Origin of the sequence: Staphylococcus sp. HMSC070D05 (assembly GCF_001815595.1) — a bacterium.
In the GTDB taxonomy this organism is placed as follows: Bacteria; Bacillota; Bacilli; order Staphylococcales; family Staphylococcaceae; genus Staphylococcus; species Staphylococcus hominis.
Genome location: NZ_KV821138.1, coordinates 153811 through 167852 on the forward strand (window position 1 = coordinate 153811; position 14042 = coordinate 167852).

The 14042-nt window shown below is 30.9% G+C and carries 12 protein-coding genes; 5 read left to right on the plus strand and 7 right to left on the minus strand.

Translation table 11 applies throughout. From position 1 onward, the window contains the following. Positions 1-163: 163 nt before the first annotated feature. The 6 genes from prfB to fakB1 all read right to left on the minus strand — a co-directional run bounded on the left by prfB (position 164) and on the right by fakB1 (position 7896). Positions 164-1277 (minus strand): peptide chain release factor 2 gene (prfB, locus tag HMPREF3046_RS06990; protein ID WP_141755525.1). Its coding sequence is split into 2 segments (ribosomal slippage): positions 164-1204 and positions 1206-1277, totalling 1113 coding nucleotides; the frame shifts between segments, so codons are not numbered across the junction. Positions 1278-1391: 114 nt separating this feature from the next. Continuing rightward, positions 1392-3929, minus strand: a complete 2538-nt coding sequence (secA, locus tag HMPREF3046_RS06995) for a preprotein translocase subunit SecA (RefSeq protein ID WP_070717987.1) — start codon at positions 3927-3929, stop codon at positions 1392-1394. Positions 3930-4333: 404 nt separating this feature from the next. Then, complete coding sequence (gene hpf / locus HMPREF3046_RS07000) at positions 4334-4909, minus strand: ribosome hibernation-promoting factor, HPF/YfiA family (protein ID WP_070717990.1); 576 nt, start codon at positions 4907-4909, stop codon at positions 4334-4336. Positions 4910-4970: 61 nt separating this feature from the next. Beyond that, positions 4971-5648 carry a ComF family protein gene (locus HMPREF3046_RS07005; RefSeq protein WP_070717993.1) on the minus strand — a complete coding sequence of 226 codons (678 nt, stop codon included), beginning with the start codon at positions 5646-5648 and terminating at the stop codon, positions 4971-4973. Next, positions 5641-6723 (minus strand): DEAD/DEAH box helicase family protein, encoded by a 1083-nt coding sequence (locus tag HMPREF3046_RS07010; protein WP_070717997.1) that lies wholly within the window; start codon positions 6721-6723, stop codon positions 5641-5643. Before HMPREF3046_RS07010 ends, HMPREF3046_RS07005 begins: the two co-directional genes overlap by 8 nt. Positions 6724-7029: 306 nt before the next feature. Continuing rightward, positions 7030-7896, minus strand: a complete 867-nt coding sequence (fakB1, locus tag HMPREF3046_RS07015) for a fatty acid kinase binding subunit FakB1 (RefSeq protein WP_070718000.1) — start codon at positions 7894-7896, stop codon at positions 7030-7032. Between the two features lie 140 nt (positions 7897-8036). Here fakB1 and HMPREF3046_RS07020 point away from each other — a divergent pair, with 140 nt between their 5' ends. Continuing rightward, entirely contained in the window at positions 8037-8678 is a 642-nt protein-coding gene (locus tag HMPREF3046_RS07020; protein ID WP_070718002.1) for a YigZ family protein, read from the plus strand. Positions 8679-8742: 64 nt separating this feature from the next. Here HMPREF3046_RS07020 and HMPREF3046_RS07025 read toward each other — a convergent pair whose 3' ends face one another. Then, on the minus strand, positions 8743-9816 hold the full coding sequence (locus HMPREF3046_RS07025) for a glycosyltransferase family 4 protein (RefSeq protein WP_070718004.1): 1074 nt from the start codon (positions 9814-9816) through the stop codon (positions 8743-8745). A gap of 372 nt (positions 9817-10188) precedes the next feature. Here HMPREF3046_RS07025 and HMPREF3046_RS07030 point away from each other — a divergent pair, with 372 nt between their 5' ends. From HMPREF3046_RS07030 to pepT, 4 genes are all read left to right on the plus strand, one after another. Beyond that, a complete protein-coding gene (locus HMPREF3046_RS07030; RefSeq protein WP_070718007.1) occupies positions 10189-11259 on the plus strand; it encodes a GGDEF domain-containing protein GdpS in 1071 nt (356 codons plus the stop codon). A 208-nt stretch (positions 11260-11467) separates the two neighbouring features. Further along, a complete protein-coding gene (locus HMPREF3046_RS07035; protein WP_070718011.1) occupies positions 11468-12229 on the plus strand; it encodes a threonine/serine exporter family protein in 762 nt (253 codons plus the stop codon). A gap of 16 nt (positions 12230-12245) precedes the next feature. Continuing rightward, positions 12246-12740, plus strand: a complete 495-nt coding sequence (locus HMPREF3046_RS07040) for a threonine/serine exporter family protein (RefSeq protein WP_002448047.1) — start codon at positions 12246-12248, stop codon at positions 12738-12740. A 14-nt stretch (positions 12741-12754) separates the two neighbouring features. Further along, on the plus strand, positions 12755-13984 hold the full coding sequence (gene pepT / locus HMPREF3046_RS07045; RefSeq protein WP_070718014.1) for a peptidase T: 1230 nt from the start codon (positions 12755-12757) through the stop codon (positions 13982-13984). The last annotated feature ends 58 nt before the right edge of the window (positions 13985-14042 follow it).

A 14042-nucleotide genomic window follows, 5' to 3' on the forward strand; every position in this document is an offset into this window, starting at 1 on the left:
ATTAAAAAAGAGGAATGTTAAAACCTTGTAATGTAAAGGTTAAATAACACTCCTAAATTAGTTTAAATTGATTAAATCAGTAATATTACAAGTCACGAATTACATTATAAAGTCGGAATTATTTAAATTTTAAAATTTTATTTTTTATTCATAAACAACTAAATCAATCATTTTGTGACATCGTTTGTCGTAAATAAGCTTCTATAAATGGCGCAATATCTCCATCCATTACTGCATCTACCTTAGCAGTTTCTTCATTTGTACGATGATCTTTTACCATAGAATATGGATGGAATACATATGAACGAATTTGACTACCCCATCCTATTTCTTTTTGTTCACCACGAATTTCCGCCATTTCACGTTCTTGCTCTTCTAACTTCAATTGATATAATTTAGATTTCAACATTTTCATTGCAGCTTCACGATTTTTGATTTGAGAACGTTCATTTTGGTTATTCACTACAATTCCGGTTGGATGGTGAGTAATACGGATTGCAGACTCTGTTTTATTGATATGTTGTCCACCTGCACCTGATGCTCTAAATGTATCTACTGTAATGTCATCAGGATTAATTTCTATTTCTATTTCATCATTATCAAATTCTGGTATAACATCACAGGAAGCAAATGACGTATGACGTCTTCCAGATGAATCAAAAGGTGAAATTCTTACAAGTCGATGTACTCCTTTTTCTGCTTTTAAGTAACCGTAGGCATTATGACCTTTAATCAATAATGTTACGCTTTTTACTCCCGCTTCATCACCTGGTAAAAAATCGATGGTTTCTACTTTAAAACCTTGTTGTTCACCATATCTTTGATACATTCTTAATAACATGCTAGCCCAGTCTTGAGATTCAGTACCTCCAGCACCAGGATGCAACTCTAAAATAGCATTATTTGCATCATGTGGACCATCTAATAATAATTGTAATTCAAACTGATCGATTTGTTCTCTGAATGCTACAATATCTTGTTCTAAATCTTCTTTGATTTCATCATCATATTCCTCTTGAAGTAATTCCCTTGTTGCATCCATATCTTCTAATTTGTGATTGAGTTCATAGTAACCATTAACTATCGATTTTAATACATTATTTTTATCAATAACATCTTGAGCTTTATTTTGGTTATCCCAAAAGTCTGGTTCTGTCATCATTTCTTCATATTCTTGAATATTTGTTTCTTTATTTTCTAAGTCAAAGAGACCCCCTAATTTGTTTTAAATCATTATTATATTCATCAATATTACGTTTGATTTCTGATAATTCCACTATATATATCTCCTTTATTTATAAATTCTTTAAATAAAATACGAGATCGTGACAAAAGCTTTTAAATGATAAGCAATATACGTCTCGATCTCGCCTAATTATAATTACTTGATATTAATCTTCTTTACCATGGCAATTTTTATATTTTTTACCACTGCCACAAGGACAAGGATCATTACGTCCGATTTTTTCACCTTTTACAATAGGCTGTTTTTTTGCTTTTTCTTTGCCATCTTCAGCAGATACGTGTTGTGCCTTACCAAAATCTGTTATTTTTTCACGTTCAACTTGTTCGTCTACTTGAATAATAGATTTTAATATATATTTAGATGTATCTTCTTCAATAGCTTGCATCATTAAGTCAAATAACTCGTGTCCTTCATTTTGGTAATCACGAAGTGGATTTTGTTGTGCATATGAACGTAAGTGTATACCTTGGCGTAACTGATCCATTGTATCAATATGGTCAGTCCAATGAGTATCAATAGAGCGTAATAAAATCATACGTTCAAATTCAGGCATTTGATCTCCAATTTTTTCTTTTTGGCTTTCATAACCTTTTTCGATTTTAGTCCATACCACTTCGAAAATGTCTTCAGAATCTTTACCTTTAATTTCTTCTTCAGTTAATTCTCCTTCTTGAATAAACACATCATTAACATAATCTATAAATGGTCCATAATCAGGATTATCATCTTCATCGTTAATATAGTAGTTAATAGCTCTCTGTAAAGTAGTACGCATCATCGCAATAACAATTTCTGAACTATCTTCTGAATCTATAATGCTATTACGTTCATTATAAATAATTTCACGTTGTTTACGTAAGACTTCATCATACTCGAGAATTCGTTTACGTGCATCAAAGTTATTTCCTTCAACACGTTTTTGAGCTGATTCAACTGCACGTGAAACCATTTTAGATTCTATTGGCGTTGAATCATCCATACCTAAACGATCCATCATTTTTTGAAGTCTTTCAGAACCAAAACGAACCATTAATTCATCTTGTAATGATAAGTAGAAACGACTATCTCCTTTATCTCCTTGACGACCTGAACGACCACGTAACTGATCATCAATACGACGAGATTCATGTCTTTCAGTACCTATTACTGCAAGGCCACCTATTTCTTCTACGCCTTCACCTAATTTAATGTCTGTTCCACGTCCGGCCATATTAGTAGCAATAGTAACTGCTCCTTTTTGTCCTGCATTTGCTACAATTTCAGCTTCTCTTTCATGGTTCTTTGCATTTAATACATCATGACGTATACCGCGTTTTTTCAATAAATTTGAAATGTATTCACTTGTTTCTACTGCAACAGTACCTAATAAAACGGGTTGTCCTTGTTTATGTTTTTCAACCACATCATCTACAACTGCATCAAACTTTCCTTTTTGACTAATATAAATTAAATCAGACTTATCTTGACGTTGAACAGGTTTGTTTGTTGGAATTTGAGTTACTGTCATATTATAGATATTACGAAACTCTTCTTCTTCAGTTTTAGCAGTCCCAGTCATTCCAGCTAATTTATTATACATACGGAAGTAGTTTTGGAATGTAATTGAAGCCATTGTTTTAGATTCATTTTGAATTTTCACGCCTTCTTTAGCTTCAATAGCTTGATGCAATCCTTCAGAAAAACGACGTCCAGGCATTGTACGACCAGTGAATTGATCTACAATTAATACTTCTCCATCTACGACCATGTAATCGACATCGCGTTGTAAAGTAACATGTGCTCTTAAAGCAGTATTAATATGACTAATAATATCTACATTTTGAACATCATATAAATTATCAATTTTAAACATTCGTTCTGCTTTATCTGCACCTTGTTCTGTTAAATGAACAGCTTTTGTTTTTTCATCATATTTATAATCTTCATCTGCTTTTAACATCTTAGCAAAAACATTCGCTTGAGTATAAAGAGATGTTGACTTTTCAGCTTCACCTGAAATAATTAGCGGTGTTCTTGCTTCATCTATTAAAATAGAGTCAACCTCATCAATAATAGCAAAATGTAATGGTCTCATTACGCGTTCTTCCGCATAATTCACCATATTATCTCTTAAGTAATCGAAGCCTAATTCATTATTTGTACTATAAGTAATGTCTTTTGTATATGCTTCGCGTTTTTCTTCTGTAGATTTGCTATTTAGATTTAAACCAACTGTTAAACCTAAAAACTCATATAATTCAGCCATTTCTTCACTTTGAACACTAGATAAGTATTCATTGACTGTAATAACATGAACACCTCGCCCTGCTAAAGCATTTAAATACGTTGGCATTGTCGCAGTTAATGTTTTACCTTCACCAGTTCTCATTTCTGCAATATCACCTTTATGAATAGCAATACCACCCATCACTTGGACTTTATAAGGTGACATGTTAAATACACGTTTTGCACCTTCACGTACTAATGCAAATGCTTGCGGCAAAATTTTATCTAAATAATCATTTTGTTTTTTTACATCTTCAATTGCTTGTGCTTCTTCTTGAAATTGTTTCGTTTTATTTCTGATTTCTTCGTCAGTTAAAATCGCCATTTTTTCCTCTAAAGCAAGTACTTCATCAGCTTTTTTACTTAAACGTTTCACTTCTTTCTTATTGCCGTCAACAATTTTTGATAAAAATCCCATTATGTTCGCTCCTTTAGCTAAAAAACTGTTTGGCCTACAACAATTTATAATATCATTTATAAGTTCAAATTTATACTTAAATACTCATATAAACGATATGCTTAATTGTGTACAATAATTACTTTTATATTTAAAATTTCTTTCTATTTCAAAAAACTTACTATTCTTTAATTACCTCATTACATTAGCACAGCATGATTATCCAGTCCATGAATAAATGTAAAAGTAGCTAGTCAGTAGTAGCTTCATACTCATTCTTCACATTGTACGATGCATATAATATTTATTATTCTCTTTTAAATAATAAAAGTACCTGGGACATCAACTTGTCTCAGGTACCTTTAAACAAGGGAGTAGTCATAGCTCCTCATACTTAATCTTTCGTAAAGAACGTCTACATTCAACTATTCAGTTGTTTCAATCAGACCATATTTACCATCTTTACGTCGATACACAATACTCGTACCATCTGTTTCACGATCTGTAAAAATGTAAAAATCATGCCCTAATAAATCCATTTGTAATACTGCTTCTTCAGAATCCATTGGTTTTAAGCTAAACTGTTTAGAACGAATAATTTCTATTTCATTCTCATTTGATGATTCAGAAGTCGCTTCCACACCCTCATTCACTACTGTTTGTTGCTCAGCAATAAATGGTTCTGGTTCTCCATTATCTCTATTCTTACGATTCACACGCGTTTTATATTTACGAACTTGACGTTCTAATTTGCTTGTAACTAAATCAATTCCTGCGTATAAATCGTCATGTCGTTCTTCAGCTCTCAATGTAACATTTTTCAAAGGAATTGTTACCTCTATTTTAGTAGCTGAATTTTGGTACGTTTTAACTTTTACATGTGCAACTGCATTTGGCACATTATTAAAATAACGTTCAAGTTTACCAATTTTTTCCTCAATATAGTTGCGGATAGCATCTGTAATAGTGAGGTTATCTCCATGAATTTCAAATCTAATCATAGTTATCTCTCCTTTAACCTCTAATATTGGTAATTCTTACTATTATAATATCATGTTTAAGTCATCTTGAAAACGCAAACACTTTGAATTTTCTGACTTTTTTATTACATAATACACTCCCAGTGTAATGAACTGTCAAACCGGTAGTATAGATATCATCGATCAGTAAAATATTTTTATTCGTAATATCTATATTTTCTTTAAGATAGAACGGATTGTCAGCTTTAAATCGCTCTCTTTTTCCAAGTCTTGATTGCTTAGGTCGTAAACGTGTCCCTAATAATTCTATATAGCTTACCCCCATTTTGTCCAAAACAGTGGTTACTGGATTAAACGTGCGATGTTCATCTCTTTTATAAGGGGATGGAATAGGGACAATATAGTCATATGACGTTTTAGGCAATGCTAACTTTGAAGCTAAAACCTCAGCTAAATAGTAGTCTTTCATAAATTTGTAATGATGAATCGTTTCTTTCATTATTCCATCATATTTATAATCACAATACAGTTGTGACATTAGAGTGAATTGCTGATTGAGACATTTACAGTCTAAACATTCATCACTTGCTTTTATTTTATAATTAAGACATCTTATACATCTATTTTCATCACTAATATCAAGTTTAATGGCTTGCCATTGTTTTTTGCATGTTTCGCAAAATTGTTGTGGTGGTTTATAAAAATTAAATATAGATAGCTCTTCGTGAATAGGAGTAGCACATTGAATACATTTATTCATCGATCCACCCTCTTTGAACCCCTAATTTATTCATTCTTGTAATATCTTTTTTAGCCATCAACATTGATATACTCACACCTTCATGAAGAAATAATACCATTCCTGTGGGAGCTTCTTGTTTACGTCCGACTCTTCCAGCAATTTGTACTAATGCAGCCTTTTCAAATGTATCTGCATTAATTACGATGACGTCTAATTGAGCCATAGTAAATCCACGTTCTAAAATGGTTGTTGTAAAAACAATTCGATGTTTTCCTTCACGAAGTGCTTTCACTTTTTCAAAACGTAAAGCATCTTCACTTGAAATACATATCAAATCTGAAAATATTTTTTTATAGTATTCGGATATCTTAATCATCTTTTCTATATTATTAAAAAATACTAACGTAAATCTCTTATTTTCAATCTGATTTAATAACATGTACTTTAAAAAACTTTGAGTACGATTCATATTTAATTTAAAATATTTAAATTTTGGGACTGGTAATGGGTGTCTATGAAAGCGAGCAGGTAACTGTATAATGCGATGTTTGGGTATTTGACGCAGTAAATGTCTAGGTGGCGTTGCAGTCATATAAATCAATGCAGATAGTGGTTTAGCCGCTTGTCTAATAGCATTTTGTAGATGATGATCCATAGGCAACGGAAATGCATCAACTTCGTCGACAAAAATAACTTCAAAGTGATTTTTAAATCGATATAGTTGATGGATAGTACAAATTACAAAATGTCCATTATATTGTTGTTTACTTGATTGATGCAATACGTCAATACTTTCTTTCAAAAAAACTTCTTTAATACGCTGGCTAATCTCTACTACTACATCTACTCTTGGAGAGATAATTGCTACATTAAATCCTCTTTTACGTGATAAGCTAATACCCTCATATATCATCTCTGTTTTTCCTGCACCAGTTACCGCATATAATAGTAAGTCTTCACAGTTTTCTATAGCAGATAAGATTTTTTCAGATGCATAACATTGCTGTTCAGATAATTTAAAAGATAATGTATATAATCCCTCTGATTTAACATTTTTACTTTTAATTATTTTATATTCCGTAATATTATCCATTCTTCCTAAATGTATACATTGTCGACAATATATTACTTCTTTATTAAGAATAGAGGAAAAATATTGATAGAAATGAGCACTATCTTCATTACCACATTGAATACACAGATATCCTTTTGAACTCTTTACGATACCTAACGTTTTCTCACTGATTATTTCATCTTTTAATTCTATTTCTGAAGATACTAATCTTCCATAATATTTAATATTTCAACACTTCCTTATTAAAATAAAAAAAGTCTAATCGAAAAGGAGATGGGTACCTTAGCCCTCCATGTTCTCACTTTTAACGATTAGACCTTCATCTTATTCGATTACAATTTTTCTTGGGAAATATCCAACTCCGATTCCACCTGAACCTAAATGAGATGCAATGACTGGTCCATATTCACAATATTGAATATTAATGTTTGAATATTTCTCTTTTAATTTAGCACAAAAATCTTTACCCTCTTTTGTTTTATCTCCATTAATCACAAAAACTGTTACATCATTAATATTTTTCGCAATATCAAGTGCATGTTGTTCTATAGAATTATAAGCTCGCTTACGTGTACGTACTTTTTCTAAAGGATGAATTTTTCCATCTTCTTCAAACTTAAGCACTGGCTTCATTTGTAAAAGTGTTCCAATCCATGCTTGGGCACCAGTAATACGACCACTTTTTTGTAAATTTTTTAAATCATCAACAAATAAGTATGCACCTGTATCTTTACGAATAGACGTTAATTCCTCAATAATTTCGTTAGGGGTTGCTCCGTCTTCAATCAATTTTAATGTATAAATCACATAGCTTCCTTCAACCATAGAAGCTAATCTTGTATCAAATGTGTGGACTTGAATGCCCTCTACTATTTCACCTGCTTGTGTTGCTGATGGGTAACTACCACTAATACCACTTGATAAATTGAAGACGATAACATCTGTATAACCTTTATCTCTCAATTCCTCATAATTCTTTATCCATTCACCAATAGCTGGTTGACTTGTTGTAGGAATTGTTTTAGATGCGGCCATTTTTTTATAAAAAGATTCTTTTGAAAGATCTGGATGTTCAGTAAATGTTTCTCCATCATCAAATGTTACACTCAGTGGTGCAACTGGTATCTGATATTTTTCAATAATATGTTTTGGCAGATTCGCAGTAGAGTCTGTCATTACTGCAATTTTCATAATCGTCCTCCTCAATTATACTCAATAGTATTATAAGTTATTTTAATAAAAAAGGAAATTCATAATCAATTATTTATCTAAAAGAAAACAAACGTGTATAATAAAATTCATATTAATCATATCTTGGAGGTATTTGTAAATTGAGTGATCATGTTATTACTATAAAAAAAGAACATATTATTGAAAATACAATTAATAAATCTCGATTTATTGCTCATATTAAACCTGTTTTCTCAGAAGAAGAGGCTAAGATGTTTATAGAAGAAGTAAAACAAACTCATAAAGAAGCAACACATAATTGTTCTGCGTATACTGTTGGCAATCAAATGAATATACAAAAAGCCAACGATGATGGAGAACCAACAGGAACAGCAGGTGTTCCTATGCTTGAAATATTAAAAAAACTAGATATTCATAATGCTTGTGTAGTAGTTACTCGGTATTTTGGTGGCATTAAACTTGGCGGTGGCGGATTAATTCGTGCATATAGTGGTGCAGTACGAGATGTGATTTATGATATCGGCCGTGTAGAATTAAGAAATGCTATTCCCACTACTGTTACCATCAATTATGACTTAACAGGTAAATTTGAGTATGAACTTGCTTCAACTTCTTTTTTTCTAAGAGACAAAGTTTACACTGATAAAGTAAGTTATAAGATAGATGTTGTAGAAACAGAATACGACTCATTTATCGAATTTTTAAACCGTAATACAGCAAGTCAATATAATTTAGAAAAAGATACCCCTAAGCAATTACCTTTTGATATTGAAACACATTAATTAAATCACAAAAGCCAGCAAACTCTTACGATTGCTGGCTTTTGTAAATAAGTGAATAAAAGTATTATTTATGGTTTATCTTATGGCGAGATGCATTGTTATTTTTTTTAGAAATTAAATTAAGAATAGGACGATAACTATCATCTATTAAACCAGTAAATTCAACGATGAGTTCAATTGTGATGACGATTAAGATAAACATTAGTAATACACCTAATGGTTGAGATAAATACAGTATAATACTCGATAAACTAAACATAATCGCAATAGAGTATATCAGTAATACTGTTTGACGATGTGTATATCCTAATGCAAGAAGTTTATGATGTAAATGTGATTTATCTGCTTGCATAATGTGTTGACCATTTCTCACTCTTCTAATCATTGCAAATAAGGTATCAATAAATGGTACTGCTAAAATAACAATTGGGAAGAATAAAGAAATAAATGTGATGTTTTTAAAACCTAGTAAGGATAAAAAGCCAATAATAAATCCAATCATTAATGCTCCACTATCGCCTAAAAAGATTTTAGCAGGATGAAAATTAAAGAATAAGAAGCCAAGTAATGCGCCAATCAACAAACTACAAATCATAATGATAAATACATTTCCTTGTAATATAGCTATGAAACCAATGGTAGTTAAACCAATAACTGACACACCTGTTGCTAAACCATCTAAACCATCTATTAAATTTATTGCATTTGTAATTGCTACAATCCATATAATTGTAATAGGTATACTTAAAATACCAAAATGAATGGTTGGACCAATTGGAAAAGAAATAAAATCTATGGTAATCCCGTAAAAAACGACAACTGATGCCGCTATAATTTGTCCAATTAATTTCAAAATTGGCTTCAAATCATAAATATCATCAATGATGCCTACAAAATACATAATAATTAAACCAATTACCAAAGGTTTGACTTCCCTCTCTATGGGATGGCCTAACCATAACCCCATAAGAAATGAAAGTAGTATGACAGTACCTCCCATGACTGATACTGGTTTTGTATGTACCTTTCTATAGTTAGGTCGATCTACTAAATTAAATTTAAAAGAAACCTTTATTATAATAGGCGTTATTATTAAACTGATTACCAATGTTACAACAATAAGTAATAAAGTATACATCAGTTCACCTTCAATATTTTCCTGTTATTTTTTCATCTATACTATTTAAACAATTATTATTATTTTTTTAAATTAGACTATAGTAGTATATATACTTTTTCAATTTTATATATTATTAGTCTATTTATTTTCTTCGTAATAATCTATTCATTAAACAGACCACTTTTAATCATGTATCATAGACTAAATAAAATTAATTGTAAAATTTTTGTAAAGATACGTATTTTTTATATCATATCATTTTGTTATAAATTTGAACATGAAAGTCTATCTGAAATTCATAATATATATTTTATAACAAACAACTTAATGACAAATAGTAAGTTTTCACTTACAATTACTAATGGTTAATTTAAAGGAGTCGATCCCAATATGTTTGAAGCAACTATTTACAATATTGCCGTTATGGTAGCTGGAATTTATTTATTCCATCGATTACAATATTCAGAAAATAAAATTATGATATTTTCTAAAGGTTATGTCACAATTTTAATGACTTTGGTGGCATTACTATTAACAGCTCACCCTATTCCTTTTCATCATCAATATCTTATTCGCCTAACTTTCGTTCCTTTACTATTCCTTGGTCGCTATACAAACGTAGGTTACACTTTTATTGCCTCACTTATCATAAGTCTAGTGGATATATTTTTATTCGGAAATTCTTTTTTTTATGGCGTCGTTCTTATTATAATAGGTATTATTGTTAGTTTAATTGGGCCGTTTCTTAAAAAAAATGATATTATTGCTTTAATCATTTTAAATGCTATCAGTATTGTTATTATTTTTGTTTTATCTATCTTCACAACTTTATATGATTTAACTGAATTAATTATGCTTATACCTATTTCATTCGTATTAACGGTTACTTCTGCTATTACCTTTGTTGATATCTGGCATTTCTTTTCTCTTGTTACACGGTACGAAAACGAAGATAAGTATGATTATTTAACAGGTTTAGGTAATGTAAAAGAATTTGATAGACATTTAAATAAGATTTCTCAAAAAGCCGAAATAGAACATATTAGTCTCGCACTTTTACTCGTTGACATTGACGGATTTAAAGATGTTAATGATACATATACTCATAAAGCAGGAGACGCTGTACTAAAACAAGTGTCTCAATTGCTTAAAAATTATGTACCACATCAATTTAAAATCTTCCGTAATGGCGGTGAAGAATTTTCTATTGTCATCTTCGATTATTCTTTAGATCAAAGTGTGAAACTTGCTGAAAATATTAGGATGGCAGTCGAAAAATCTTCGTTCCATTTACCTAATAAGGAAATTATAAAACTATCTGTGTCTATTGGTGTTGGTTATTTATCTCAAGATGAATATAAATCTCAACGTAAAGTATTTAAAGACGCCGATGATATGGTCCATGTAGCTAAAAAAGAAGGTCGTAATCAAGTAATGTTTAATCCTATAATTAAATTATAGAGGTTACGATTTAATTTGAGATGGAACATGGAATTCGAAATGAATTCTGTTGCATCTCTTTTTTATACTTATTTAACATCTATATTATTTATTTGTTATTCTACTTTTAAAATGACAGATTTAGTAATAAAGTATTAATACAAGCAAAGAATATTATAGATATACACGAAAATTATTATATATTTTAAATTATTGTGGAGGTGCTTTTATGAATAATTCAATCACTATTATCGATGAAAATAAGGTGATTGATGTTGTATTAATAGCTGGTCGCATTCTCTTAGAATCTGGAGCTGAAACTTACCGTGTTGAAGACACTATGAATCGAATTGCTCACAGTTATGGTTTAAATGATACATATAGCTTTGTCACATCGACCGCTATCATTTTCTCACTTAATGATCGAACAAATACAAGACTCATAAGAATTAGAGATCGTACTACAGATTTAGAAAAAATTGCTCTTACAAATAGTCTTTCTAGAAAGATTGCTAAAAATGAGTTAACTATTGATGAAGCTAAATCTGAACTGGTTCATCTAAGTAAAGCTTCATTACAATATTCTTTTTTATTGAATTTTTTTGCTGCGGCAATTGCATGTGGCTTTTTCTTACTTATGTTTGGCGGTGTTGTTTCTGATTGCTGGATTGCTATTTTAGCTGGCGGTGCCGCTTTTTTAACTTTTAGCTTTGTCCAGCGATTCATTCAAATTAAATTCTTTTCTGAATTTGTAGCATCAGCAGTAGTCATTACAATTGCTGTTACGTTTACTAAACTAGGTATTGCTACAAATCAAAATATTATAACAATTTCTAGTGTGATGCCCTTAGTCCCTGGAATTTTAATTTGTAATGCTATTAGAGATTTAATGGCTGGCGAGCTACTTGCTGGAATGTCTCGAGGTGTAGAAGCTGCACTAACATCATTTGCTATTGGTGCAGGCGTAGCGATTGTTTTATTAATTCTTTAAGAAAGGCTGTTTATGTATGTTATTTTATTTATTTCATTTTGTTATAAGTTTTATTTCAACAGTACTTTTTTCTATTATATTTAACGCTCCTAAACGACTTTTACTTGCTTGTGGATTTGTCGGCGCCTTAGCTTGGACAATTTATCAATATACCGTAGATATGGATTTAGGAAAAGTTGGCGCTGCATTTTTAGGTAGTTTAATTCTTGGTTTATTAAGTCATGTAATGAGTCGACGCTATAAAAGACCCGTTATTATCTTCATTGTGCCAGGTATAATTCCTCTTGTTCCTGGTGGTACAGCATATGAAGCAACACGATTTTTAGTATCTAATGACTATACTCATGCTGTGAATACATTTCTAGAGGTCACATTAATTTCTGGTTCAATTGCTTTTGGGATATTAGTAGCAGAAATTCTCTATTATATTTACACACGTATTAAGCAATTTTATGGTAAAATCAAAGGAAAAACGTATAGAAAATCTTACAATATGAACAATAGAGTCTAAGGGGATGTTTCGTTATGAAAGTACAGATTATAGATAGATTATCAAGATATGTAAAAATAGATACACAATCAAATCCCGAATCTAAATCGACGCCTTCTACCGAGAAACAATGGGATTTATTACATTTATTACAAAAAGAACTGCAAGACTTTGGGTTAGAAACAGAATTGGATAATAATGGTTATCTTTTTGCCACTTTAGAAAGTAACATAGAAAAAGAAGTTCCTACTGTAGGTTTTTTAGCACACGTAGATACATCACCAGATTTTAATGCGTCAAATGTTAATCCTCAGATTATAGAAGATTATGATGGTCAACCTATTAAATTAGGTCAAACAAATCGAGTATTAAGTCAAGATGTATTTCCAGAACTTAAAAAACTAAAGGGTCACACTCTAATGATTACAGATGGTACATCTTTACTAGGTGCCGATGATAAAGCAGGTGTTGTAGAAATTATGGAAGCAGTAAAATACTTGCAGGCCCATCCAGAAATTAAACATGGTCGCATACGTATAGCTTTTACACCTGATGAAGAAATAGGTCGTGGTCCTCACAAATTTGATGTGGAACGCTTTAATGCCGATTTCGCTTATACTATGGATGGCAGTGAGTTTGGAGAATTACAATTCGAAAGTTTTAATGCAGCAGAAGCAACAATCACTACACATGGTGTAAACGTTCATCCTGGTTCTGCAAAAAATGTTATGGTTAATGCTATTGGATTAGTACATCAATTCCATAGTCTACTACCTGCTAATGAAGTACCAGAACGTACAGAAGGTTATGAAGGATTCTATCATTTAATGAAAATAGAAGGTACAGTTGAAAAAGCTTCTTTACAATATATTATAAGAGATCACGATAGAAAATCTTTTGAACTTAAAAAGAAAAAACTTTTAGAAATTCGTGATGATATTAATATTCATTATGAAGGTTATCCAGTAAAAGTAGATATTGAAGACCAATACTATAATATGGCTGAACAAATTAAGCCACATCCGTATATTATCGATATTCCTAAAAAAGTATTTTCAGAATTAGAGATAAAACCAAACACTGCACCTATACGCGGTGGTACTGATGGTTCACAGCTTTCATTTAAGGGCTTACCTACACCTAATATTTTTACAGGATGCGGAAACTTCCATGGCCCATTTGAATATGCTTCTATTGATGTAATGGAAAAAGCAGTACAAGTAATTATTGGTATTGCTCAAGAAGTAACACAATATGAAAAGTAATAAATAAAAAAGTTTAGTTCAAAGAATTGGACTGACCCCAATTAGTGGGAATGATATA